Below are 24,775 nucleotides of genomic sequence, written 5' to 3'. Positions count from 1 at the left end.
TTTCGCCGGAGATTAGCGCAGGCAGGCGCGCCGCGCCACCGTTCCCCGAGCAGAGTCTTGCCTGCCAAACCCGCCCAATCGGATGCCCAGATCGAAACTAGTATCCGCACGCAGGCTTTCGGAATCGCTGAAGCGGCGTTTCACGGCCATTTCGACCGTCACGCATTCATTGCGATATTCCAGCCCAAGTTCGGCCTTTTGCGCCCGGTCGGCTGCAAAGTCGTAGCGGGTTTCCGCCGTGGCCCACCAACCGTCGCGGATCTGCCAGCCAGCGGTGGTCGTCAGCTCCGAGACATTCTCGGGCCGCTCTTCGCTTTCATCGGAATCCAGCCACAGGTAGCCTGCGGAAAGTTGCAGTCCCGGTTTCAGCCAGCCCATGCGCAATTCGTTGCGGCTGATCGAAAAGCTGTCGTCAAACAGCGCCCGGTTCACGATCGCCAGCCCGTTCGAGCCCTGATAATTGGCCGAAAGCAGCCAGTCCGAGCTTTTGCCCGCCAAAGGCCCGCTATCGCCGAACGCGCTGTCGGTGCGCGACCGCAGAACACGTCCCGCCGTCAGGCCGATGGACCAACCTGCCGGATCGATCCGGGTCCAGCCCATGCCGATATTGGCACGAAGCCCCGATTCTCGGGCGTCCCAGCCGGGAAAACGGTTCAGCGAATACAGGTTCCCTTCGTCAAATTCGATCAGGTAGCTGTCTTCGTTCGGCACCTCGTCATCGTCGTCCCGCTCGGGCGACCAGATGACCTGCACGACGGGTTCGATGATCTGCGTGACGCCATTGGCATGGCGCGCAAAGGGCCAGCGCAATTCGGTGGCAAAGGTCGGATCGGCACGGGCGACCCAATCTTCGTAATTGCTGTCCTGATTTATGTTGTAGAAATCCGCATCCAGCCGCGTTTCGACCGCGCCGACCATGCCCAAGGGCAGAACTTCGCTGCGCCGCCAGCCCATCGCGACCGAACCGCGCACCATGTCGCGCCCCAGCACGTCCTGACCTGATGACCGGCGATGCGCGTGCAGCGACCATTCAAGCTGCGCGATGCCCCCGATGCGGTCGGGCGTCCAGCGGCGCTGCCACAGCGCATCCGCCACGATCGAGGGCGTGATGTCATCGGGTTCGTCGTCGCGCAGGGATTCGTAATTGCCGATCCGTGCGGTCAGCATCCGGTCGCGGCGCACGCGGTCCAGTGTCACCCCGCTCCATAGCCGGTCGGCATCGGTGACGTCGTAATCCAGCAGATAGGCGCGGTTGGTGGCCATCTGCAGCTGAATGCCCAGTTGATAGCCGCGCGGCAGTTCGAACCGCGCCGCGCCGAACAGATAGCCGCGTGTTTCGCCCGGCTCGATGTCGTCGCGGCTAAGTGCGCCGTTCCATTCCATCGCGCCGTTGGAAAATGCTTGCCGATAGCGCAGCTCCAGCGTCCGCGTGCGCGAGGCCGAGACATAGGGCGTCACCGTCAGGTCGGCGTGATCGCCCAGCGTGATGAAATAGGGCAGCTTGATGCCGAACCCCAACCCCGACGTGGTGCGGAACTGCGGGCGCAGAAAGCCCGTCATCCGATCGACCGTCGGGTCGGGCGCGGTCAGCCACGGCAGGCTGGCAATCGGCACGCCAAAGGCGCGAAGCTGCGGCTGGTCGAAATGCAATTGCCGCTTGTCGGCGTCATGGGTGATGCTGCGTGCCCGGATTTCCCACAGTGGCACAGGGTCGCTGGCGCAGACCTGACAGCTTGAGGCCACGACGTTCTGCATCGTGGTGATGCGGCCGTTGTCGCTGCGCTCCATCTGCCGCGCGGCAAGTTGCATCTCGCGTGCCAGAACCAGCCGCGCACCGCGCAGGATCCCGTCTTGCAGATTCGGCTGCAACTGGGCGCTGTCGGCGATGACGATGGTTTCGTTGCGGGTCCCGCGGGTCGCAGGCTCGGTCAGGTGGATCGGCCCTTCGATCACCGCGCCGCCGGTCTTGTTGTCATAGATCACGCGGGATGCGATCAGCCGCGCGCCCTGATACCAGATCACCACCCCACCCGAGGCGGTCAGCTTTTCATCCGCCGACAGCGTGACCTGATCGGCCAGCAAAGTCGCGGGGCTGCCCCGGTCCGACTGGTCGGAATTACTGGGGGCAATGCGGACGGTGGGGGACGGGCTGCCGCCCGCGACGGCGGGGGTATGCGATGCCTCGGTTCCGTCAGCGAAACGCTGGTTGCCATCGGGCGTTTCGGTTGGCGCCAGAGCCGGGGCCTCTTCTGCGCCGGACAGGAAGGCATCACCCACATCATAGACGGGCAGGGTCTGGCCATCGGCCGTCAGGCTTTGGGCCAGAACGCCGGCGGGCGCAATCAGCGCGGTCGCGGCCAAAAGCCATGCTGCCGCCCGGCCCAAGTGTTTTCCGTCGCGCGCAGCCATCAGCCGTCCTCCAGTCGCAGCAATGCGCCAAGCGCGAAAAGCAGCGCCACGATGGGCGGCGCCCAACCGGCCAGTGCCGGGGGGATGCCGCCGTTGTCGCCCAAGACCTGCGCCAGATTGCGCAGGAAAAACAGTCCGATGCCACAGCCGAACGCCCCCAGCACCAGCATCCCCATCTTGCGCCCCCGCATATGGCGCATGGTAAAGGCCGCCGCGATCGCCACCATCGCCGCCATCAGCAGCGGACGCGCCAGCTCCATCTGAAGCCAGACCTTGTGGCGTTGCGCCGAAAAGCCCGCACGTTCCAGCCCCTGGATAAAGGTCGGCAATTGCCAGATCGGGATTGCTTCGGGGCGGCCAAAGCTGTCACGGATCCGCGCCGCCGTCAGGTCGGTCGGCAGTTCAAGCTGGTCATAGGTCTGGGCCATGGCTTCGGGGTTCACCTCGGTCAGGGGCCATTCCTTGACGCGCGACAGGTTCCACGAGCCATCGCTGAGCCGCGCCTCGGCGGCGTCGATGCGTCGGGTCGGTCCCTCTTTCGGGGCGAAGATCATGAAGGTGGCGTCATAAAGCGTGGTCGCGTCCGGGCTGGTGCGGCTGGCGCGGATCACGACCTGCCCGGATGTCTCGGCCCCGTCCGCGTCGCGCGTCGGCAATGCCTGACGCAGCCAGACCGCATCTTCGCCAAGGCTGATGGTCTGGCCGCTGTCGCTTTGAATGCGGGCCACGGCGGCGTCATAGCGTTTGGCGGTGGCGGCGACCATCGGGTTCAGCACCGCGACACAGACCGCGCCCGCAAGCGCCGCCGCAACCGCTGGCGCTGCCAGAACCCGCAGCCCCGACCGCCCCGAGGCGCGGATGGCCACAAGTTCCGAACTGCGCGACAGGTTCAGAAACAGCGCGATCCCCGACAGCACGGTGATCAGTGGCAGGATCGAATAAAAGCTGCTGGTGATGTTCAGCGCCGAAAGACCCGCAGCGCCGGTCAGCCCTATGCCTTCGTCCGAGAAGCGGCGGATCTGTTCCACGATGTCGATCAGGAACAGGATGGCGGCAAAGATCGCGGCGATCATCACCAGCATCCGCAAAAAACGCCGCGCGACATAGGCCGACAGGATCATGCGGCGACCTCCGCCTTGTTGCGCAGCCGTCTTGGGCGTGCGGAAAGCCAAAGCACGAATGCACAGATCAGCCCGCCGATAATCGAGGGCAGATAGATCAGCGGCCAGCGCGATGCGTCCTGCGCCACCTGATTTTCCGCGGCAGTTTGCAGGAATTGCACGAATATCAGCGCCATGACCGCCCAGATCACCTGACGCCAGACGCCAAAGCGGCTGAACCCGCCCAGAAGCAGCAAGGAAAAGCCCAGCAGTGCCGCGACGGGCGCCTGGAACGGCTTGGCCAGCCGCTCATGCGCCTCGGCCCGCGCTTTGTCGAGGGTCGAGCCGGTTGCGGCCAGCAATTCTGCATCCGGGCTTAGCAGGCGCAGCGTCGAATAGGCGCGCAGGTCGCGTTTGCGGGTGCGGCCTGGATCGACCAGCGTGCCCATGTCATAGGCCAATTCGTCAAACCGCGTCACCGAAAGCCGTTGTTGTCCGTCTGCGCCGCGCAGGTTTTGCGCCATGCCCTGCATCATCACCAGACGGGGGCCGTCCTCGGTCCTGACCACCAGCGCCTCGGCTGCGGTATAGGTGGTCTGGTTGGTGACGTTGCGCGCATCTTCAAGGAAAAAGTCCAGCAACCGCCCATCGGGGGCGATGTCGCGGATGTAAAGCGTCACGCCGTCGATGGGATATTGGAACGTGCCCGCGCGCAGGAACTGGGCGGTGACGTTCTGCGCGATTTCGGCCTGACGGTCGGTCAGGCGGGCACGGGCCAGCGGCACCAACGCATGGACCAACAGCGCCACCATCAGCGCCACGACAACACCAAAGACCAGCACGGGCCGCGCCAGCCGCCAGGGCGACATGCCTGCGGCCTGCATCGCGACCAGTTCGGATTCGGATGACAGCCGGTTCGTGCCATAGGCGCTGGCGGCGAATGCGGCGATAGGTAGCACCACCGAAATCACCAATGGCAGCGTCAGCGCGGTGAATTCCAGCACCACCAGCGCCGTCTGCCCGTCCGAGATCAATTGCTCAAACAGCGATACTGCGCGGTTGATCCAGTAGACCGAAACAAGGACCAGCGCAAAGAACCCGAACAATGTCAGGAATTGCGACAGGATGTAGCGGTCGATCCGGGGCATGGGCGCTTTCGCCAAGGGCTGGTTATGGCTTGCTTATCGCCTGCGTGGCATTTGCGAAAGCCCCGGCTCTGGTCAAGCGGCGGTTGCATGACTAGTTTTTGCCGAAACGTATCAAAGCGGAGCCTCGTGATCATGACCCAGCCGGTCGAAATCCAATTCGTCGCAACCGAGACCGAGGGGCTTTCCGCCCGCAAGGGCCGCATCGCGATCCTTGTCAACGAAACCGCGCGTCTGCCCGGCGGCCTGCCGCGTCCGACGCGCGAGGCGATGCAGCGTGCCTTGGAATCGGATGCGTGGAAAGCGCTGAAGCCGGGCAAGGCCCTGGAACTGGCATTCCCCGCCGGGATCGAGGCCGAGGCGCTGCAACTGGTGCTGCTGCCGCGCCGCACCGATGCGCAGACCGCGCGCAAGGCTGGTGCCGCCATCGGGGCGAAGCTGGGCAAGTCCGGCGTGACGGTTCTGGCGGGCGATCACCGTCTTGGCGCCGATGTGGCGCTGGGTCTGGCGCTGCGGGCCTATGATTTCTCGGCCTATAAATCCAAGCCCGAGGATGAGGATGACCGTCCCGCACGCGGTCGCGTCACCTTCATGCACAAAGACCCCGAAACGCTTGCACGCGACGCCAGGGGCGGCGCGGCGCTGGCCGAAGGTGTGTTCTTTACCCGCGATCTGGTCAGCGAACCTGCGAATGTGCTGACGACCAGCGATTTTGCCGACCGCCTGCTGGCGATGCAGGAAATCGGGCTTGAGGTCGAGGTGCTGGAGGAAGACCAGCTGGCCAAGCTGGGGATGCGCGCGCTGCTGGGCGTCGGGCAGGGTTCGGAAAGCCCGTCCAAGGTCGTCGTCATGCGCTGGAACGGCGGCGGCGACGAAGCGCCGCTGGCGCTGGTCGGCAAGGGCGTCGTGTTCGATACCGGCGGTATTTCCATCAAGCCCGCTGCGGGCATGGAGGAGATGACGATGGACATGGGTGGCGCGGGCGTCGTCGCGGGCGTCATGCGCACGCTGGCGCTGCGCCGGGCGCGGGCGAATGTCGTCGGTCTGGTCGGTCTGGTCGAAAACATGCCCGACGGCAAGGCGCAGCGTCCCGGCGACATCGTGAAATCCATGAAGGGCGACACGATCGAGGTCATCAATACCGATGCCGAGGGGCGTCTGGTTCTGGCAGACGTGCTTTGGTATGCGCAGGAACGCTTCCAACCCAAGGCAGTGGTGGATCTGGCCACCCTGACCGGGGCGGTCATCATCGCGCTGGGGCATGACAATGCGGGCGTGTTTTCCAATGACGACGCCTTTGCCGATCAATTCCTTGCCGCATCCAGGGCCGAGGGCGAGGGCGCCTGGCGTCTGCCGCTTGGGGCGGGCTACAAGGAACTGATCAAGTCACGGCTGGCCGACATCAAGAACACGGGCGGCCGTGCGGCGGGTTCGATCACTGCGGCTGAATTCCTGCATTGCTTCGTCAAGGACGGCACACCCTGGATCCATCTTGATATTGCGGGTGTGGCCTTGCCACCGGGCGAAACCACGCTGGCCCCCAAGGGCGCAAGCGGCTGGGGCGTCATGGCGCTGGACCGGCTTGTGCGCGACCAATACGAGGCCAAGGGCTGATGGGTTCAGCCCTGTTCTATCACCTGACCCGTTCAGGTCCGGCGCAGCTATTGCAGACTTTGCTTGGCAAAAGCCTGCAGGCCGGATGGCGGGTCGAGGTCCGGGGCAGGGACCGTGCCCGTCAGGTCGGGCTGGACGAAACCCTTTGGCTGGCCGAGGGGTTTTTGCCCCATGGGCTGGCCGGAGGGCCGCATGACGCGCGCCAGCCCGTTTTGCTGACGGTCGAGGGGCAGGACGCGGGCAATCAGCCGCGCTGCCTGATCGCGGTCGATGGGGCCGAGGTGCAGGGCGCCGAATGCGCGGCATTGGAGCGGGCCTGCATCGTCTTTGACGGCAATGACCCGGATGCGCTGGACCGTGCCCGTGCGCAATGGCGGACACTGAAAGCCGCCGGAGTCACGGCGGAATACTGGTCAGAGGCGGATGGCCGCTGGGAGCGCAAACAGTAGTTCCTGCGTCGGGGGGCGCTGCCCCCGTCCCTGCGGGACTCCCCCAGGGTATTTCAGGAACCGAGAAGCTGGAAGGGCTTAGCGTTCGAGGATGAGACGATTGCCTTCGATGCTGACGCGGGCGAAGCGCGACAGATAGGACATGCCCATCAGCGACACACCGAGTTCCGAGCGCAGGATCAGGGCGGGCACGCTTTCGTCATGGATGTCGCCGATCGCCACGCTGTCGAGCATGACGGTCGCCGTCTCGACTGGGCCATTGGCGGTCTGCGCCTCTCCGGTATAGCCGAGGCGGTCGGTGTCGATGCCGATCTTGCGGGCGTCGTCTTCGCCGAGGGCGATAGTGGTGGCCCCGGTATCGACGATGAAGCGCAAGGGTTTGCCGTTCACCTGCGCGGTCAGATGGTAATGGCCGTCATCGCCCAAGGGCACCTCGATCCGGCCACCTTCCAGCACGCGGGCCTGCGGAGCGACGGTGTTGCGGATGTCGCCCCACATGCCCGCAATCGCGATTGCGCCCAGAAAGATCATCCCCCAAGCGGCTGCAAAGCGCAGGGTCTTGCCGGGGCGTGCGCGCATCTCGACCACCAGATAGCCACCTACGGCCACCAGCAGCAGCACCAGATAGGCCAGGCGGCCGAAATCCTCATCCATTCAGAACAGCCCCGATCCCTTCAGGCCGTCGATCACGAACTGGATCGAAAGCGCCGCCAACAGCATCCCGAACAGTCGTGTGACCACCATGGTTCCCGTCCGGCCCAGAAGATGCGCAATCGGTCCCGCCAGCGCGAAAAGCGCCGCGACGATGCCCAGAACCGCCAGCATCACCAGATGGATCATCAACGTATGCGCAAGACTTTGATCCTGATTGACCAGCAGGATCATCGTGGCAAGCGCGCCGGGCCCGGCCAGCAGCGGCGTCGCCAGCGGAAAGACCGACGGGTCGTCCTGACCGTGGTGATCGTCGGTCTGCCCCTCGCGCCGTTCGGTGCGGCGTTCGAACAGCATGTCCAGCGCGGTCAGGAACAGCAATATGCCGCCCGCGATGCGGAATGCGGGCAGCGAGATGCCGATGCCGGCAAGGATCGCTTCGCCCGCAAGGCCGAACAGCGTCATCAGGATCGCGGCGATGACGATTGCGCGCCAGCCCACGCGGCGGCGCTGAGGATGCGGCATCCCGCGCGTCAGCGCGATGAAGATCGGGGCCAGACCCACCGGGTCGATGACCACGAAAAGCGTGACGAAGGCGCTGATGATCTGCGTGCTATCCATTGGCGCCACTATGCCGCGCGCGCGCGGCATAGGGAAGCGATCACGGATTTGGGGGTTTCACCATGGCCCTGCGGGGTCTATATCAGGAACAGTCCCAAGAGATACGCGGCTCTGAATGCCGTAACGGAGTACACAGATGCACGCACCTTCCCCCATGGCACTTTTGCTTATCGCAATCGTCGTGCTGGTTCTTTTCGGACGCGGCAAGGTCTCGTCCCTGATGGGCGAGGTTGGCAAGGGAATCACCGCCTTCAAGAAAGGCGTCAAGGACGGCGCCGAAGAAGACAAGGCGGAACCCAAGGAACTTGAGCTGAACTCGCCCGACGATATCGCCAAGGCACGCGCCGAACTGGCCGCCGAACGCGCCAAACTGGACGCCGAGCGCGCCCGCATGACCACCGATGCCGGTCTGCGCGACGTGACGCCGACCGACCAGAACAAGCTCTGATCCGGGGCGCGGTCCCAGGATGTTGGACGTCGGCTGGAGCGAGCTTCTGCTGATTGGCGTCGTTGCGCTGATCGTCATCGGGCCCGAAGATCTTCCCAAGCTGTTTCATACGCTGGGCCGCATCACTGCGCGCGCCCGCGGAATGGCACGTGAATTCACCAATGCGATGGAGGACGCGGCCAAAAGCTCGGGTCTGGACGAAGCGGGCAAGGCGCTGCGCGATGTGAACAAGCTGACCTCGAAAAAGGCGTTGGGGCTGGATGCACTGGACCGGGCTGCCGAACGCTTTGAGAAGTGGGACCCGATGAACCCGCGCGAGGAAGCCAAGAACAAAGCCCCCGTTCCCGATCCGGCAGCGCCCGCGCCGCCGGTCGCTGCGGCATTGGCCGAAACGCCCGCGCCTGTCACCGATGCCTTGCCCCCGCCGCCCGGTATCGCGGCCCCGCCGGTCCAGGACGACGCGGGTGCCGACAACGCCAATGGACGCCGCCGTCTGCACGCCGTCAGGCGCCAGGACCGCGAGCAATAACGACTAAGGAAAGGCTGCGTCGTGGCGACCAAATCTGCCAAGCCGGATGACATTGACGATAGCTCTGCGCCCCTGATCTCGCATCTGGCCGAATTGCGCACCCGCCTGATCTGGTCGGTGCTGGCATTCGTGATCGCGATGGTGCTGTGCTATTTCGTCTGGAATCCGATCTTCGACTTTCTGACGCAGCCCATCTGCTATGCGCTTGAAAAGCGTGGCCAGACCTGCGGCCTGATCCTGCTGAAGCTGCAGGAAGGCTTTTTCGTGGCCATGCGCATCGCGTTCTTCGGAGGCTTCGTGCTGGCCTTCCCGATCGTGGGCTATCAATTGTGGCGCTTTGTTGCGCCGGGACTTTATCGTAGCGAAAAGAACGCCTTGCTGCCGTTTCTTGTCGCATCACCTGTGATGTTCATCATCGGTGCGGGCTTTGCCTATTACGTCATTCTGCCATGGGCTTTCGACTTCTTCCTGGGCTTCCAGCAGGGGCCGCTGGGCCTGCCGTCGGATGCGGCTGGGACTGCGACACAGGCGGCGGGGCAGGTCGCCGCACCTGTTGCGGCCGGCGAGCAGCAGCCTTGGGCCGGCATCGTCTTCCAAGGTTCGGTCGAGGAATATCTGGCGCTGACCACGAAATTCATCCTCGCCTTCGGGCTTAGCTTCCAGCTTCCGGTCGCGCTGACGTTGATGGGCAAGGCGGGGCTGGTATCGTCGGAGGGCCTGGCGAGCGTGCGCCGCTATGCCGTGATCGTCATCCTTGTGCTGGCCGCGATGGTGACGCCGCCTGATGTCATCAGCCAGATCGTGCTGTTCACGGTCATATATGGGCTTTACGAGGTTTCGATCCTGCTGGTGCGCCGCATCGAGCGGAAACGCGAACAAGAAGATGCCGACGCCGATGAGTAAAAAGGTCCTGATCCGCATTGCCGAGGCGTTGGAGCGTATGGCCCCCGCGCCTGACAAGCGCCCCAGCTTTACCGAGGCCAGCGCCTATGTCTGGCATCCCGATCCCGATCGGCTGGAGCCTGTGGCCGATGTGGCCCGCGTCGATCTGGTGCAACTGATCGGCATCGACCGCGCCCGCGACACGCTGCTGGCCAATACGCTGCAATTCGCGCGGGGACATGCGGCGAATAACGCGCTGCTATGGGGTTCGCGCGGGATGGGGAAATCCTCGCTGGTCAAGGCAGTCCATGCCGAGGCGCTGAGCCAGGGCCTGCCATTGGTGCTTGTCGAAATCGCGCGCGAGGATCTGGGTTCGGTCAGCCGCCTGCTGGCGATTTTGGGTCACGCCAAGGACCGGCGTTTCGTGCTGTTTTCGGACGATCTTTCGTTCAGCCACGACGATACACAGTATAAATCGCTGAAAGCTGTGCTGGATGGCGGTATCGCCGGGCGTCCGTCGAACGTGATCCTTTATGCCACGTCCAACCGTCGCCATCTGATGCCGCGCGATATGATCGACAATGAACGCTCGACCGCGATCCATCCCGGCGAAGCGGTCGAGGAAAAGGTGTCGCTATCCGATCGCTTCGGCCTTTGGCTGGGTTTTCACCCCTGTTCGCAAGATGAATATCTTTCGATGGTCGAGGGTTATTGCAACGCTTATGGTGTGACCGTTCCCGAAGAACAGCTACGGGCCGAGGCCATTGAATGGCAAGCAACGCGCGGTTCAAGATCGGGTCGCGTGGCATGGCAGTTCTTTACCGATCTGGCTGGCCGACAAGGTATCAATGTCTGATCAACACCGCGCAGTATACGGTCAATTCCGCTCGTAGCCTGCATACTGAACTCGAATCGCGGGAGCTGTTTCGAAGACTGCGCAGAATGATTTTGCATTCATGTTTGTGGCAGTAATTCGGAATCTCCGCTTTTATGCGTATAATTTCAGCAAGAACAACCAGTGCGCTGAATTGTCGCAAGAATTTGTCAGTGTTTCCGCGCCGCGACTTTTAAGAAAACCGTAAAACTGCATCGTTCGGCGAATTGACGCCGTGTTCCTGCGATATTTATCGACAGTTGTGTGACGGTCTGGAATATTTCGGAAAGTCGCGACCGGGTGAGAACAGTGCCCAGCCTCACCCGGCCTGGCCGTACATGCAAAAGAGGAAATCGTTAAAACGGCTCGCAACGAGAGTGCCCGGAAAGTCGTAGTGGTAAAAGCTGACTTTTTGGCAATATTTTTTCCCGTTTTTACGCGCTAAAAGCGAGCCTCATGCGATTATTTTTCCCCGCTTTCGCAGTTCTCAACTAAAAATTGTCTATGATTGGCTAAGCTAAATCACTGGGGTAGCTGATTTCGCGCAAGTCGCGTATGTCTTGGGGAAATGGCCCTTGCAGGGGCCGATTCCGGGACGCTTCACACCGAGGTATCGAAGGTGACGAAAACGGGCAAGGAGAAAAATCTCCCCGAGGTGAAAGAGATAGCGGCAACTGCAACTCAGGGTAACGCAGAAGCACGCGCGCTGCGTCAGCAAGCCAATCAGGCTGCGCGTGACGCACGAAAGCAGGCGCGCATCGCTGAGCGTCAGGCGCGAAAGGCATCCCGCGATGACGCTACATCCGAAGTTGCGCCTCCGCCGATTGCGCCTCCGCCGATTGCTTCGACCGTCGCCATAGCATCGCGGGGCATGGCTGAACCAACGGGAAACAGTCGTAATTTCAACATCCTGATCGTCGCTCAGAAGGGGCGCTTGGCTGCCGAAGCAGCACTTTTTGCTGCAAGCCTGCGCTTGAATGCGCCGGATTGGCAGGGCCGTCTGATTGTCGCAGAGCCACGCGAGGAGGGGGCGTGGCAGGGGGTGGCGACGACGCTTGATCCCCATAGCCGCGCATTGCTGGGCCGGTTCGGCGCCGAGGTTACGCCCTTTTCCGCGCAATATTTCGGGCGTTCATACCCTTATGGCAACAAGATCGAGGCGCTTTCCCTGCTACCTGCGGGCCAGCCCTTTGTCTTCTTCGACACCGATACACTGGTGACAGGGCCGCTGGATCGGGTCGCTTTCGACTTTGACCGTCCTTCCGCGTCCATGCGGCGTAGTGCAAGCTGGCCGCTGCCGCCACTTTACGGGCCGGGCTACACAGCGATCTGGAAATCGCTTTACGATCGGTTCGGGTTGAATTTCGCAAGCTCGCTGGACCTGAACCAACCGGATGAGCACTGGGAACGTTACCTTTATTTCAATGCGGGCTGGTTCTTCGGGGCTGATCCGCAGGATTTTGGCCGCCGCTTTCTGGAACTGGCGCTGGCCGTCCGTGCCGATCCGGGCGAGGCACTGGCATGTCAAAGCCTTGATCCATGGCTGGATCAGGTCGTTCTGCCTCTGGTCATCCATTCGCTTGGCGGCGGACGGCCGGGGCCGGAGCTTGACGATCTGGACGGCAGCGTGACCTGCCATTACCGCAACCTGTCGCTGCTATATGCCCGCGAGGCCGAGCCGGTGCTGGACCTGCTGGAACATCTGATGCGCGATCAAGGCATCGCCGCGATGTTTGCGGCCGATGAAGGTGCGCAGCGTCTTGTCGGCGGTGGCGAAGGTCGGTCGGTCGTGCGCCCGATGTTTGCAGGTGCCGCGAATTTGCAGGAGCAGCCGATCCGGCAAAAACTTAAGCGCGCAGGATTGTGGTTCCGATGAAAGGACAAGGCCCCGGATTGCTCCGGGGCCTTTTCGTTTCAGCTTAGCGCGGCGTCGCAGCGGGCGCAGGTGCCCGGATGCGCATGGCTGCCCACATCGGGCAGGATCTTCCAGCAACGCTGGCACTTCTCGCCCTCGGCCGCCTCGAAGACCACGCCGACACCCGCCACGTCCGGCAGGCGGAAGGCCTCGGACGGGGCAGGATCGGCCGTCAGACTTAGCCCCGAGGTGATGCATATATCGGCGAAATCGACCGATTTCAGCGCCTCCAGCACCTCGGCATCCTCGACATGCACCACGGGCGCGGCTTCAAGACTGGCGCCGATGGTCTTGTCGGTCCGCTTGATTTCCAGCGCAGCCGTCACGGCGCGACGGGTGCGGCGGATACCATCCCATTTGCGGGCCAGGGGCTCGTTCAGCCAGTCGGCGGGCGTCACCGGGAAGTCGTGCAGATGCACGCTGTCATCCTCGGACGGGAATCGGCTTAGCCACACATCCTCCATGGTGAAGGGCAGGACCGGGGCCAGCCACGTCACCAAACGGTGGAACAGAATGTCCAGCACGGTCCGCGCGGCGCGGCGGTTCGGGCTGTCGGGCGCGTCGCAATAAAGCGCGTCCTTGCGGATGTCGAAATAAAAGGCCGACAGGTCCACGGTCGCGAACTGGAACACCGTCTGGAACACGCCCTGAAAGTCATAGGCGTCGTAACCCTTGCGCAGATGATGGTCGATCTGCGCAAGGCGATGCAGCACCCACTGTTCCAACTCGGGCATGTCGGCGGGTCGGACGCGCTCGGCCTCGGTAAAGCCGTCAAGGTTGCCCAGAACGAAGCGCAGCGTGTTACGCAACCGGCGATAGCTGTCGGCGGTGCCCTTCAGGATTTCTTTCCCGATGCGAAGATCGGCGGTGTAATCCGACTGCGCCACCCAAAGCCGCAGGATGTCGGCGCCGTATTCCTTGATGACATCGGCGGGCGCGGTGGTATTGCCCAGCGACTTGGACATTTTCATGCCCTTTTCGTCCAGCGTAAAGCCATGCGTCAGCACGCCCTTATAGGGCGCGCGGCCCTTGGTCGCGCTGGCTTGCAGCAGGGACGAATGGAACCAGCCGCGATGCTGGTCGGTGCCTTCCAGATACAGATCGGCGATGCCATCGGGGCTGCCGTCGGCCCGATCGCGGATCACGAAAGCATGGGTCGAGCCAGAGTCGAACCACACATCCAGCACGTCCATGACCTGATCGTAAGCATCAGGATCAGCCACCCCTTCCAGCATCCGCACCTTGAAATCAGCGTGATACCAAATGTCTGCGCCATCTTTCTCGAAAGCTTCGATGATGCGGTCATTGACGCGCTGGTCGCGCAGCAGGAAGTCGGCATCGTCAGGTCGGGTGCCGCGCTTGACAAAACAGGTCAGCGGCACGCCCCAGGCGCGTTGACGCGACAGCACCCAGTCCGGGCGGTTCTCGATCATCGAATACAGGCGGTTGCGCCCGGTCTGCGGCGTCCAGCGCACCAGCTTGTCGATGCTGGTCAGCGCGCGGGTGCGGATCGTGTCGCCATATTCGCCCATACCGTCATCCAGCTTGCGGTCGATGGCGGCGAACCATTGCGGCGTGTTGCGATAGATCAGCGGCGCCTTTGACCGCCAGCTATGGGGGTAGCTATGCTTGATCTTGCCCTTGGCAAGTAGCGCGCCCGCATAGGCCAGCTGCTTGATGACGCTGACATTGGCCGGGCCTTCCGCACCCTCGGGCGTCAGGATCGCCTGACCGCCAAAGATCGGCAGATCGGCGCGATAGCTGCCATCCGGCTCGACGTTATAGGTCATGGGCAGGTTGAAACGCAGCCCCAGCTGATAGTCGTCATCGCCATGGCTCGGCGCGGTATGCACGAACCCCGTGCCAGCGTCGTCGGTCACATGATCGCCCGGCAACAGCGGCACGTCATAGTCCCATTCGCCCGCGCCGCCCTCGACGCCACGGAAAGGATGGGCCAGCACGATGCCCTCCATCTCGGACGCCGTCACGTCGCGAACCCGCTCAAAATCGGCGACCTTGGCGGATTTCATCACGCCTTCGGCCAGCGCATCGGCCAGCACCAGCAATTCACCTGTCTTCGCGGTGGCGTTTTCCGCCACCTCGCCGACGCGATAAAGACCGTATGCAATGGTCGGGTTATAGGCGACGGCACGGTTCTGCGGGATGGTCCACGGCGTCGTGGTCCAGATCACGACGCTTACCGGCTTCTCAGTTCCCCAAATACCCTGCGACGCCTGCACCCCGAACCGCACCCAGATCGTGTGGCTGGTATGGTCGTGATATTCCACCTCGGCTTCGGCCAGCGCGGTCTTTTCGACCGGCGACCACATCACCGGCTTCGAGCCCTGATACAGCGCGCCGTTCATCAGCAGCTTCATGAACTCGGCCGCGATCACCGCCTCGGCGTGATAGTTCATGGTCAGATAGGGGTCTTCCCACTTGCCGATGATGCCAAGACGCTTGAATTCCTCGCGCTGGGTTTCGACCCAACCCTGGGCGAAGGCGCGGCATTCCTGGCGGAACTCGACGATGTCGACATCGTCCTTGTTCTGCTGTTTCTGGCGATACTGCTCCTCGATCTTCCATTCGATCGGCAGTCCGTGGCAGTCCCAGCCCGGAACATAGCGCGCGTCGCGGCCCATCATCTGCTGGGACCGGGTGATGAAATCCTTCAGCACCTTGTTCAGCGCGTGCCCGATATGCAGATGGCCGTTCGCATAGGGGGGGCCGTCATGCAGGATAAAGGGCGTGCGACCCTGTTTCGTCCGCAGGCGGTCATAGATGCCCATGCGTTCCCAGCGGTCCAGCCATTCCGGTTCGCGCTGGGGCAGGCCCGCGCGCATGGGGAAATCGGTCTGGGGCAGGAATACGGTGTCGCGGTAGTCGGTCGCGTTTTCGGCGGTATCGCTCATCTGGCGGGGATCCTTCGGTGGCAGGGCAGGCGTGCGTAACCCGACGGCGAAGGAACCCCTAAGCCGCCGGGCGGGTAATTCGAATGATCCGACCCGTGCTGAACATGGAGGCGGTTATAGAAAACCCCCCGCAAGGCTGCAAGCACGGCTTGCGGTGCTGTGGGCATGGGGCCGCCCCTGAACCGGGCCTTGCGCGTGCCGCACGCGGGGGCCATATCCCCCATATGATCCCGCCGCGCATCCCCGTCACCCCTGAACAGATCGACCGCGTCGTCGCCACCTTCTATGGCGCGATCCGGCGGCATGAAGTGCTGGGCCCGATCTTTGCCGCCCATATCACCGACTGGCCCGCGCATGAGGCGAAGATCGCCGCATTCTGGCGCAATGCGATCCTTTACGAACGCAGCTATGACGGCAGTCCGATGCGCGCCCATATGCAGGCCGGAAATGTCCGCGCGGTTCATTTCCCCGATTGGCTGATGCTGTTTGACGAAACCCTGCGCCGCACCTTGCCCGAGGAGACGGCGCGGGCATGGTCGGCACTTGCCCATCGCATCGGTGCAGGCTTGCGCATGGGTGTCGAGGGGCTGCACCGTGACGCCGCCCAGCCCCCGGTTCTGCGCTAAGGAGACTTGCGATGAAGATCGATTACGTGGAATTCAACTCGCCCGATCTTGGGGCGACCCGGAGGTTCTTTGCCGATGCCTTTGGCTGGAGCTTCAACGATTACGGCCCAGATTATCAAGAACTGGCCGATGCGGGCGTGTCTGGCGGGATTGCCCAAGGGCCGCTGGCGCCGCCGCTGATCATCCTGCGCACCGATGATCTGGAAGCAGCGCTGGCGTGTGTGACCAAGGCGGGGGCCAGGATCACGCGGCCGATCTTTGAATTTCCCGGCGGGCGGCGGTTCCAGTTTCGCGAACCCGGCGGGACCGAAATGGCGGTCTGGTCCGACCGTTAAAGCCGGGGCGGTCGGGCGCGATAGGTGGGCAGACGCCATCCCAGCGCCATGCTGCCCGCCCGCAGCGCCAGCACGACCATGCCGCAAAAGATCAGCGCCATCGGGCGCGGAAAGCCAACGAAGATCAGGATCACCGCCACCAACGCGCCGCCAAAGGCTGCTGTGATGTAAAGCTCTCCCTGTTTCAGGACCAGCGGCACTTCGTTGCCGACCACATCGCGCATGATGCCGCCCAATGTGCCGGTGATGACGCCCATGGCGACCGTCACGATCGGATCCGCCCCCGAGGTCATGGCCACGCCGACGCCCGCAGGGATCGCCACGGCCAGCGCAAAGGCGTCCAGCCACAACAGCACACGATAGCGGCTTTCCAGCAGATGCGCGGTGAAGAACACCAGAATTGCCGCGCCCGAGGTCAGCAGCAGCAGTTCCGACCGCTCCATCCAGATGGGGGTGCGGCCCAGCAGCAGGTCGCGCAGCGTGCCGCCGCCGATGCCGGTGAGCGTGGCGAAGAATATGAAACCCACCACGTCCAATTGCCCCCGGCTGGCGACCAGCGCCCCGGTCAGCGCAAAGACCAGCACGCTGGCATAGTCCAGCCATGGCAGCAGGATGCTAAGGCTCAAGGGCTTTCACCTTTGCGGGCTTGTAGGGGGCCATTCCGGCGCGGGCCAATTCGTCCGCACGTTCGTTTTCGGGATGCCCGGCATGGCCTTTGATCCATTCCCAGCGCACCGTGTGGCGCGCCTGCGCCGTGTCCAGACGCTGCCACAGCTCGGCATTCTTGACGGGCTTGCGGTCGGCGGTGCGCCAGCCATTGCGCTTCCAGCCGTGGATCCATTGCGTGACGCCGTTTTTGACATAGGCACTGTCGGTCGTCACGGTGATCTGGCTGGGCCGCGTCAGGGTTTCCAGAGCAGAGATCGCAGCCATCAGCTCCATGCGGTTGTTGGTGGTGTCGGCCTCGCCGCCTTGCAGGGTGCGTTCCTTGACGATGCTGTCGCCATCCATTGCGCGCATCAACACGCCCCAGCCGCCGGGGCCGGGATTGCCGCTGCACGCGCCGTCGGTCCATGCGTAAAGTTCGGTCATGCCCGTGCCATCGCCAGTTTCAGCCCCAGCGCCGCGAAGCTGGCGGCAAAGGCGCGTTTCAGCCAGCGCATCACCGTGTCCGATGCCAGCAGCGCATCGCGCCCGCTGGCGGCCAACACGGCATAGCCCAGAAAGGTCAGAAAGGTGATCGCGGAAAAGGTCAGGCCCAACTTGGTCAACATCGCCAGACCCGCGCCTTGCGGCATGACCTGTGGCAGGAAAGCCATGAAGAACAGCGGCAGCTTGGGGTTCAGCAGGTTCAGCAGCACCGCCCGCCGGATGATCCGCATGGCGGGGCCGGGGGCCGAGGGCGCGACCGACATGCCGCCGCGATCCTTCAGCACCGCCCATGCCATCCACAGCAGATAGGCGACGCCCGCGAATTTCACCGCCTGAAACAGCATCGCGCTGGTATGCAGCACTGCGGCAAGTCCGGCCATGGCGATCAGCATATGCAGGACGGTCGCCAGCGTGCAGCCGACCGAGGCCCAAAAGCCGGCCCGCATTCCGCCGCCCAGCGTGGCCGACAAGGTATAGATCACGCCGATCCCCGGAGAGATGCAGACGATCAGGCTGGTCAGCAGGTAATCCCAGCTCACGCCGTCAGCCCCTTATAGCCGGGCAGGGCCGCCACGCGGGCCAGCCAGCCATTCACTGCCGGAAAACGCGCCATGTCAAAGCCGCCGCGTTCGCCCGCCGTGTGCGTGTAGCCGTAAAGGCATATGTCGGCCAGGCTGACCGCACCGCCGACCAGCCATTCGCGCGATGACAGATGATCATCCATGATCTGCAGCAGCGCATGACCGCTTTCCAGCAGGGCCGCCATCCGCTCGGGCGTGGCCTGAGCGCGGCGGTGGGGATAGTATTGCAGCGCGGCGCGGACGGCCACGACGCCTTCGTGCTGGTTCTGTTCCCAGAACATCCAGCTTAGCATCTCGGCCCGGTGAAAGGGATCGGCGGGGATGAAATCCGTCCCTTCGCCCAGCCAGCACAGGATCGCGTTCGATTCCGGCAGCAGGCGGCCATCATCCAGTTCCAGCACCGGCGCCTTGCCAAAGGGCATGTGCCCTTCGGCCTTGGCGCTGTCCAGCGCCTGCGTCTGATATTCCACGTCCACCGTCTGAACGTCGCGCCCCAAAAGCGACAAAAGCAGTCGCACCTTGTAGCTGTTTCCCGACGAGGGCATTGAATATAGACGCATTTTCTTACCTGCCTTATGGTTCAATGCGGCAGTATAGGCGCGAATGCCGGGGCCGGAAAGCCGCGATCAGGGTTTGGGCAGATAGGGGATCGCACCCGCCAGATCGGTATCATCGATCACGCGGAAATGGCTGACGGAACCATCCTGCCGGGCCTTGCCAAAGGGGGCATATTCCGGGTCGTTGGCGAAGGCATGGGCGCTGGCGCGGTCGGGAAACTGGATCAGGGCGATCAGCGTCTCATCCGTTGGCTGGCCTTCCAGCGTGTCGATATTGCCGCTGCGCGACAGGTAGCGGCCACCGTGCTTGGCGGCGATGTCATGCACGCGGGCGGCGTAATCGGGCACCCATGCGTCATCGGTGACCTTCACTTCGGCAATCAGGAATGCGGTCATTTACGTCCCTCCCAAAACGAAACTGCCGCCAGCATAGCGGCGGCAGAGGCGTTCCGGCAATCGCGACGTTCAGGCTTCGCGCAGGACGCGCGGCACCTTGAATTCCACGTTTTCGCGTGCGGTCTCGATCATGTCCACGGTCACGTCATAGCGTTCGCGGAAGGCGTCGATCACTTCATTGACCAGCACCTCGGGGGCGGATGCGCCTGCGGTGACGCCGACCGACCGCGCGCCTTCGATCGCGCGCCAGTCGATCTGATCGGCCCGCATCACAAGCTGGGAATAGGCGCAGCCCGCCGCACGCCCCACCTCGACCAGACGGCGCGAGTTCGAGCTGTTGGGCGCACCGATCACGAACAGCGCGTCGATCCGGTCGGCAATCGCCTTGACCGAGGCCTGACGGTTCGTGGTGGCGTAGCAGATGTCTTCCTTGGCCGGACCGACGATGGCCGGGAACCGCGCCTGCAAGGCGGCGACAATGGCCGCGGTGTCATCGACCGACAGCGTGGTCTGGGTGATAAAGGCCAGCCGCGACGGGTCGCGCGGTGTGATCCCCGCCACGTCATCCACGGTTTCGACCAGCAAGACCTCGCCATCGGGAAGCTGGCCCATCGTGCCCAGCACCTCGGGGTGGCCTTCATGGCCGATCATCACCATCTGCAGGCCCGCGGCGTGGTGACGCTCGGCCTCGACATGGACCTTGCTGACAAGCGGGCAGGTGGCATCCACAAAGACCATCTCGCGCCGACGCGCCTCGGCGGGCACGGCCTTTGGCACGCCATGGGCCGAGAAGATCACCGGGCGGTCATCGGGGCATTCGTCCAGTTCCTCGACAAAGACGGCGCCCTTGTCGCGCAACCCGTCCACGACGAATTTGTTATGCACGATTTCGTGCCGGACATAGACCGGGGCGCCCCATTTCTGCAGCGCCATTTCCACGATCTTGATCGCGCGGTCCACGCCCGCGCAAAAGCCGCGCGGGGCTGCCAGATACAGGGTCAGGGGCGGTTTGATGCTCATGCCCATCACCTAGCGTTCCGACCGGCCTGCTGCAAGGCTCAGGCGCCTTCGAATTCGGTCAGGGCATGGACGTCATGGCCCAGCCCCTCAAGCAGTTTGCGCCCGCCAAGCTCGGGCAGGTCGATCACGAATGCGCAACCGACGATTTCCGCGCCCAGACGTTCGCACAGTTTGATCGCCGCCGCCGCCGTGCCGCCGGTGGCCAGCAGGTCATCGACGATCAGCACGCGCTCGCCGGGGGCAAGGGCGTCGTCATGCAGTTCCATCACGGCCTCGCCATATTCCAGCGCATAGGCTTCGGACACGACCGCGCCGGGCAGCTTGCCTTTCTTGCGGATCGGCACGAAGCCCACGGAAAGCTGATGGGCCACCGCGCCGCCAAGGATAAAGCCCCGCGCCTCAAGGCCCACGACCTTGCTGATGCGTTCGCCGGCATAGGGCGTCAGCAACTGGTCCACGGCCATGCGGAAACCGCGCGCATCGGCAAAAAGCGTGGTCACATCGCGAAACAGGATACCCTCATGCGGGAAATCCACGATGGTGCGGATGTAGTCCTTGACGGTGCGGGTATCGCGCGGCGGCATCAGGGGCGCTCCATCTCGAACGTGTCGGTGGTGATGGTATAATCCTTGTAGCCCAGCCGCGACAGCCAGCCGGTGGCGGGCACGAAACGGCCATCGACCAGACAGTCGGGGCGGATATGGATGCCGGTGACGACCCCCATGACCATGATATTCGCCTCGCCCGCCAGTCGCACGATGCGGGTCATGCGGCATTCCAGCGATGCGGCAGCGTCGGTCACGCGCAGGCAGTCAATGGTCTCGCAGGGCGTCGAGGCGACACCCGCCGCCTCAAACTCGCTGACGCCTGCGGGCAGGGCGGCGGATGTGGCGTTCATCTGATCCTTCATCGCGCCGTCGGCGATATTGATGCAAAAGACGCGGCTTTCGGCGATCTGCGCCACGCTGTCCTTGGTCCCCGGCCGATCCGCCTTGCCGCTGGTCGAACAGAACATCACCTGCGGCGGCACATAGGCTGTCAGGTTAAAGAACGAATGCGGCGCAAGGTTGTCCCCCAGCGCGCCCCGCGTCGAGACCCACGCAATGGGACGCGGCGCTACAAGAGCGTTCAGCGGGTTATGCGGCAGGCCGTGGCCGGTCTCGGGTCGGTAGAACATATGCTTTCCCTTCTATCCGATTGCCGGGCGCGGATTTTCCACGCCGCTTGTCAGGGAACGATCTGCCCGCCAGACCGTTCCCCGTCAAGCGCCACCGCCCCGGATGCGGCGGCTTGCGATAAATTTGCGCGCAAGGGCAAGATCGGATGTTTTCGTGCCCGCGCATTGATGTTAGGGGGGCCGCGCTTCTTACCGACGCACCCGCTTTGACCCCCGACTGATTTGAGGCAGGATGTATCACCTTTCCCCGGAAACCCCCGCCGATACGCCCGAAGTCGAGGCGCTGATGGATCTGTGCTTTGCGCCGGGCCGCACGGCGCTGTCCTCCTATCGGCTGCGCGATGGCGTGTCGCCCGTGCTGCCGCTGTGTCTGGTGCTGCGCGATGCATCCGGGGTGCTGCTGGGGGCGATCCGATACTGGCCGGTGCGCGTGGGCGGCAAGCCTGTCCTGCTGCTTGGCCCGGTCGCCGTCCATCCGACGACGCAGGGCGAAGGCCTGGGGGCGCTTCTGATGCGCGAAAGCCTGACGCGGGCGGATGAGCTGGGCTGGGCGCGGGTGATGCTGGTGGGCGATCTGCCCTATTACCAGCGCTTCGGCTTTTGGAAGGTCGACGGCGTGGTGATGCCGCCGCCCACCAATCCCGACCGCGTTCTGGCACTGGAGCTGGACGATGACGCATGGTCGGGCGTCACGGGCGACGTGATGCGCGAAACCGGCGGCGATGTGGCCGCGGGCTTGGTCGAAATGCGCCGCGATCCCCCCAAAAGCCAGCGTCAGGTGGATTACGACCCCGAGGCCCGCGCGATCATCCGCGAACGCTAGGATCATTCTCGCCACCGGCCCCTGACAAGGAACCCGCCGCTTCCTATCTGTGTTTCATCAGCGCCGCATCCCTGCGGTGACAAAGGAAAGGCCAAGGTATCCAAGGGATGACCGAGCATTCGCAGATCCCCGCCCGCCAATCGGTGCTGCCGCCGATCAGCGATCCGACGATCCACGCCGAAATCGACCGGCTCGCCCTGCGCTATCTGAACGCGGGCGGCATCGCGATGGAACTGATGAACGCGGTTGGCGGCAAAGCCGAAGGCTTGATCGAACGCCTGCCCAAGCCCGTGCGCGGCAGGCTCGACCGGATCACCCATGCGGCGCTGAACCGTGCCTTCGATGCGGCCTCACGCTCGCGCGGGCTGGTCAGCGATCGTGGCGACTGGTTCAATCGCGCGCTTTCGACGGCATCGGGTGCGGCAGGCGGCTTTGCGGGCATCGCGGGCGCCACTCTGGAAATGCCGGTGACGGTGACGCTGCTTCTGCGCGCGATCATGGACATCGCCGCCGAACACGGGTTCGATCCGAACAGCGAACTGGCCCGCCGCGAGGCGCTGCATGTCTTCGCCTCCGCCGGGCCCCTGGCCGAGGATGAGGGCGCCGATCTGGGTCTGCTGGCCGCGCGGATGACCATCACGGGCCAAACCGTCCAGACGCTGATCGCCAAGGTCGCGCCGAAACTCTCGGCCTCGCTTGCCCAGAAGCTCGCGGCGCAGGCCGTGCCGATCCTCGGCGCTCTGGCCGGGGCCGCGATCAACTACAACTTCACGCGCTATTATCAGGAAATCGCCCGCGTCCAGTTCGGCCTGCTGCGCCTGTCGCACGAAACCGGCCTGCCGCGCGAAGCACTGGTCGAGGCGCTGGTCCTGCGCATGGAACAACGCCGCCCCGGCTCGGCCCGCAAAAGCCTGCGGCGCAACGGCTAAGGCGGCCCCTTCCGGCTTCTTGGTTCCCCAAATACCCCGGGGTCCGGGGCAGCGCCCCGGTCGCAACGCCTATTCCTCGGCCGCCAGTTCCAACGGGGCGCTGGCGGTTTCCAGATGCTCGATTCCCAGCGGGGCCGATGGCCGTGCCAGCCGCGACCGCACGATCCACAAAAGCCGCTCCTGCGCCCGCGTGATCGCGACATAGGTCAGGCGTTTCCACAACGGCACGCCGGCCTCGGTGCGGTTAGACCATGCGGCGGCGGAAATATCGGGGGCAAAGACCTGCACATCGGGCCATTGCGAACCCTGCGCCTTGTGGATCGTCACCGCCGCCCCGTGCAGGAATGTCGCCCCCATGCGTGCCGCGTAAGGAATGAAAGGCTCGTCGACATCCGGCATCTCGATCTTGACGATGCTGGCGGCGGAAAGGCGCGGATCTTCTGCCCCCACGACATGCAGACGCGAAAAGCCGGGCTTGCGACCGGGGCCAAGATAGACGACCTGCGCCCCCTTGATCAGCCCGCGCGCCTCAAGGTCGATGCGTTTCTTGCGGTGTTTCAGCGGCAGTTCCAGACCGTCGCAGATCAGCGGCTCACCGGGCAGCAGCGCGTCGCCCGGTGCGCCATAGGCGGTGCGGAACGCCTGAATCAGCTTGATGCGGGTCGCGTTGCGCCAGACCAGCACCGGGCTTTGCGCCATCAGGTCGGATTCCACCCGTTCGGCCCAGACGACACGTTCATCGCGGCGGGCGGCGTCCTGCACCAGTCGCTCGAATGCCTGAAAATCCACCGCGGGATCGGCCAGCGCATGGGCCAGATCCAGAATCGGGCTGTCATTCGTCTGGCGGTGAATGCGGTTCAGCATCAGCCGCTGCGACGGGGCAAGCTTGTCGAACACCATTTCGCCCGATTGCCCGACGGGGGCCAGCTGCGCGGGATCGCCAAATAAGATCAGCACCGGGAAAATCTCGCGCAGATCCTCGAATTGCTTTTCGTCCAGCATCGAGGATTCGTCGATCAGCCCGATATCCAGCCCGTCCTCGCGTCGTTTCCAGCCGCGAATAAAATCCGATCCACGCAGCCCCGCCGCCGCCAGCGCGCCGGGGATCGAGGCATGTTGGTCGTAAAACGCCTTGGCGCGGTCCAGCGCGGCGTCCGTCAGCCCTTCGATCACGCCCTCGACCACGGGGCGTTCGCCCGCGCCGGTCAGCCAATCGGCGATACGTTCGTAATCGGGGTCATATACCGGGGTGTAAAGGATGCGGTGGATGGTCGTTGCGGGCACGCCACGGGTGCGCAGCACGAAAGCCGCCTTGTTCGTCGGCGCAAGAATGGCGGCGGTGCGGCGTTCCTTGCGCTTCTTGCCTTCGTAATCCCCCGAGACGATTTCGACCCCCGCCGCCTTCAGCGCCGTGTATAGCTGCGCCAGCAGCAGCGTCTTGCCCGAACCCGCTTTGCCGATGACGGCCATGACGCGGCCCTTGCCCTCGACCGGGGGGCGGACCTCCTCAGAGACCAGATCGACACCTGCATCCTCAAGGGCGGCGGCGATGGCATCCCAGGCTTCGGCCTGATCGGGGGAAAGGGTGGGCAGGGTCATGGCGTCTTGTTAGCCCGCATCGACCGGGGCC

25 protein-coding genes and 1 pseudogene are annotated in these 24,775 nt (G+C 63.9%); 11 read left to right on the top strand and 15 right to left on the bottom strand.

Annotated features, from left to right (window positions below; all coding sequences use genetic code 11):
* Positions 1–12: 12 nt before the first annotated feature.
* Genes FN835_RS06590 through lptF form a run of 3 tightly spaced genes read right to left on the bottom strand, consistent with a single transcriptional unit; the run spans position 13 to position 4,657 of the window.
* Positions 13–2,409, bottom strand: a complete 2,397-nt coding sequence (locus FN835_RS06590) for an LPS-assembly protein LptD (RefSeq protein ID WP_142662412.1) — start codon at positions 2,407–2,409, stop codon at positions 13–15.
* Positions 2,409–3,530, bottom strand: coding sequence for an LPS export ABC transporter permease LptG (gene lptG, locus FN835_RS06585; protein ID WP_142662411.1), 1,122 nt, complete (start codon positions 3,528–3,530; stop codon positions 2,409–2,411). Before lptG ends, FN835_RS06590 begins: the two co-directional genes overlap by 1 nt.
* A complete protein-coding gene (gene lptF, locus FN835_RS06580; protein ID WP_142662410.1) occupies positions 3,527–4,657 on the bottom strand; it encodes an LPS export ABC transporter permease LptF in 1,131 nt (376 codons plus the stop codon). Before lptF ends, lptG begins: the two co-directional genes overlap by 4 nt.
* Positions 4,658–4,789: 132 nt before the next feature.
* On the opposite strand from lptF, the gene FN835_RS06575 reads away from it, so the two are divergent.
* Positions 4,790–6,268, top strand: coding sequence for a leucyl aminopeptidase (locus FN835_RS06575; protein ID WP_142662409.1), 1,479 nt, complete (start codon positions 4,790–4,792; stop codon positions 6,266–6,268).
* Positions 6,268–6,717 carry a DNA polymerase III subunit chi gene (locus FN835_RS06570; RefSeq protein WP_142662408.1) on the top strand — a complete coding sequence of 150 codons (450 nt, stop codon included), beginning with the start codon at positions 6,268–6,270 and terminating at the stop codon, positions 6,715–6,717. The genes FN835_RS06575 and FN835_RS06570 overlap by 1 nt, the downstream gene beginning before the upstream one ends.
* 78 nt (positions 6,718–6,795) lie before the next feature.
* Here the strand turns inward: FN835_RS06570 and FN835_RS06565 are convergent, their stop codons facing one another.
* Complete coding sequence (locus FN835_RS06565; RefSeq protein WP_142662407.1) at positions 6,796–7,371, bottom strand: retropepsin-like aspartic protease family protein; 576 nt, start codon at positions 7,369–7,371, stop codon at positions 6,796–6,798.
* Positions 7,372–7,989 carry a MarC family protein gene (locus tag FN835_RS06560; RefSeq protein ID WP_142662406.1) on the bottom strand — a complete coding sequence of 206 codons (618 nt, stop codon included), beginning with the start codon at positions 7,987–7,989 and terminating at the stop codon, positions 7,372–7,374.
* A 136-nt stretch (positions 7,990–8,125) separates the two neighbouring features.
* Between FN835_RS06560 and FN835_RS21875 the strand changes: the two are divergent.
* The 5 genes and pseudogenes from FN835_RS21875 to FN835_RS06535 form a co-directional block, all read left to right on the top strand.
* Positions 8,126–8,296: pseudogene (locus FN835_RS21875) on the top strand (twin-arginine translocase TatA/TatE family subunit); the annotation flags it as partial.
* A 160-nt stretch (positions 8,297–8,456) separates the two neighbouring features.
* Positions 8,457–8,966, top strand: coding sequence for a Sec-independent protein translocase protein TatB (gene tatB / locus FN835_RS06550; protein ID WP_142662404.1), 510 nt, complete (start codon positions 8,457–8,459; stop codon positions 8,964–8,966).
* Between the two features lie 21 nt (positions 8,967–8,987).
* Positions 8,988–9,869 (top strand): twin-arginine translocase subunit TatC, encoded by an 882-nt coding sequence (tatC, locus tag FN835_RS06545; RefSeq protein ID WP_142662403.1) that lies wholly within the window; start codon positions 8,988–8,990, stop codon positions 9,867–9,869.
* Complete coding sequence (locus tag FN835_RS06540) at positions 9,862–10,704, top strand: ATP-binding protein (RefSeq protein ID WP_142662402.1); 843 nt, start codon at positions 9,862–9,864, stop codon at positions 10,702–10,704. The genes tatC and FN835_RS06540 overlap by 8 nt, the downstream gene beginning before the upstream one ends.
* A gap of 889 nt (positions 10,705–11,593) precedes the next feature.
* The gene (locus FN835_RS06535; protein ID WP_142662401.1) at positions 11,594–12,598 is read left to right on the top strand and encodes a hypothetical protein; all 1,005 of its coding nucleotides are present in this window, start codon (positions 11,594–11,596) and stop codon (positions 12,596–12,598) included.
* Between the two features lie 38 nt (positions 12,599–12,636).
* Here the strand turns inward: FN835_RS06535 and ileS are convergent, their stop codons facing one another.
* The gene (gene ileS, locus FN835_RS06530) at positions 12,637–15,549 is read right to left on the bottom strand and encodes an isoleucine--tRNA ligase (protein WP_142662400.1); all 2,913 of its coding nucleotides are present in this window, start codon (positions 15,547–15,549) and stop codon (positions 12,637–12,639) included.
* Between the two features lie 224 nt (positions 15,550–15,773).
* Between ileS and FN835_RS06525 the strand changes: the two genes are divergently transcribed.
* Both FN835_RS06525 and FN835_RS06520 read left to right on the top strand, forming a co-directional pair.
* Positions 15,774–16,175: a group III truncated hemoglobin gene (locus tag FN835_RS06525; RefSeq protein WP_142662557.1), complete on the top strand. Its 402-nt coding sequence runs from the start codon at positions 15,774–15,776 to the stop codon at positions 16,173–16,175.
* Positions 16,176–16,186: 11 nt separating this feature from the next.
* Positions 16,187–16,510 carry a VOC family protein gene (locus FN835_RS06520; protein ID WP_142662399.1) on the top strand — a complete coding sequence of 108 codons (324 nt, stop codon included), beginning with the start codon at positions 16,187–16,189 and terminating at the stop codon, positions 16,508–16,510.
* Here the strand turns inward: FN835_RS06520 and FN835_RS06515 are convergent.
* The 8 genes from FN835_RS06515 to FN835_RS06480 form a co-directional block, all read right to left on the bottom strand.
* A complete protein-coding gene (locus tag FN835_RS06515) occupies positions 16,507–17,136 on the bottom strand; it encodes a trimeric intracellular cation channel family protein (protein ID WP_142662398.1) in 630 nt (209 codons plus the stop codon). The genes FN835_RS06520 and FN835_RS06515 overlap by 4 nt on opposite strands.
* Complete coding sequence (gene rnhA, locus FN835_RS06510; RefSeq protein ID WP_142662397.1) at positions 17,126–17,602, bottom strand: ribonuclease HI; 477 nt, start codon at positions 17,600–17,602, stop codon at positions 17,126–17,128. Before rnhA ends, FN835_RS06515 begins: the two co-directional genes overlap by 11 nt.
* Positions 17,599–18,201: a LysE family translocator gene (locus tag FN835_RS06505; protein ID WP_142662396.1), complete on the bottom strand. Its 603-nt coding sequence runs from the start codon at positions 18,199–18,201 to the stop codon at positions 17,599–17,601. The genes rnhA and FN835_RS06505 overlap by 4 nt, the downstream gene beginning before the upstream one ends.
* Positions 18,198–18,803, bottom strand: coding sequence for a glutathione S-transferase family protein (locus tag FN835_RS06500; RefSeq protein WP_142662395.1), 606 nt, complete (start codon positions 18,801–18,803; stop codon positions 18,198–18,200). The genes FN835_RS06505 and FN835_RS06500 overlap by 4 nt, the downstream gene beginning before the upstream one ends.
* A gap of 66 nt (positions 18,804–18,869) precedes the next feature.
* Positions 18,870–19,196: a DUF1330 domain-containing protein gene (locus FN835_RS06495; protein ID WP_142662394.1), complete on the bottom strand. Its 327-nt coding sequence runs from the start codon at positions 19,194–19,196 to the stop codon at positions 18,870–18,872.
* 69 nt (positions 19,197–19,265) lie between these two features.
* Positions 19,266–20,216 carry a 4-hydroxy-3-methylbut-2-enyl diphosphate reductase gene (ispH, locus tag FN835_RS06490; RefSeq protein WP_142662393.1) on the bottom strand — a complete coding sequence of 317 codons (951 nt, stop codon included), beginning with the start codon at positions 20,214–20,216 and terminating at the stop codon, positions 19,266–19,268.
* Positions 20,217–20,254: 38 nt separating this feature from the next.
* Positions 20,255–20,800, bottom strand: a complete 546-nt coding sequence (locus tag FN835_RS06485) for an adenine phosphoribosyltransferase (protein ID WP_142662392.1) — start codon at positions 20,798–20,800, stop codon at positions 20,255–20,257.
* Positions 20,800–21,393, bottom strand: a complete 594-nt coding sequence (locus FN835_RS06480; RefSeq protein WP_142662391.1) for a flavin reductase family protein — start codon at positions 21,391–21,393, stop codon at positions 20,800–20,802. The genes FN835_RS06485 and FN835_RS06480 overlap by 1 nt, the downstream gene beginning before the upstream one ends.
* A 232-nt stretch (positions 21,394–21,625) precedes the next feature.
* Between FN835_RS06480 and FN835_RS06475 the strand changes: the two genes are divergently transcribed.
* Together FN835_RS06475 and FN835_RS06470 are read left to right on the top strand one after the other, a co-directional pair.
* Positions 21,626–22,216, top strand: coding sequence for a GNAT family N-acetyltransferase (locus FN835_RS06475; protein ID WP_142662390.1), 591 nt, complete (start codon positions 21,626–21,628; stop codon positions 22,214–22,216).
* A gap of 107 nt (positions 22,217–22,323) precedes the next feature.
* A complete protein-coding gene (locus FN835_RS06470; protein ID WP_142662389.1) occupies positions 22,324–23,145 on the top strand; it encodes an EcsC family protein in 822 nt (273 codons plus the stop codon).
* 69 nt (positions 23,146–23,214) lie between these two features.
* Here FN835_RS06470 and FN835_RS06465 read toward each other — a convergent pair whose 3' ends face one another.
* Positions 23,215–24,744 carry an ATP-dependent DNA helicase gene (locus tag FN835_RS06465; protein WP_142662388.1) on the bottom strand — a complete coding sequence of 510 codons (1,530 nt, stop codon included), beginning with the start codon at positions 24,742–24,744 and terminating at the stop codon, positions 23,215–23,217.
* Between the last annotated feature and the right edge of the window lie 31 nt (positions 24,745–24,775).

It is taken from the genome of Paracoccus laeviglucosivorans (assembly GCF_900182695.1).
GTDB classification, from domain to species: domain Bacteria; phylum Pseudomonadota; class Alphaproteobacteria; order Rhodobacterales; family Rhodobacteraceae; genus Paracoccus; species Paracoccus laeviglucosivorans.
The sequence above is the reverse complement of the archived record's forward strand: the minus strand, read 5'-3'. Positions and strand labels throughout refer to the sequence as shown.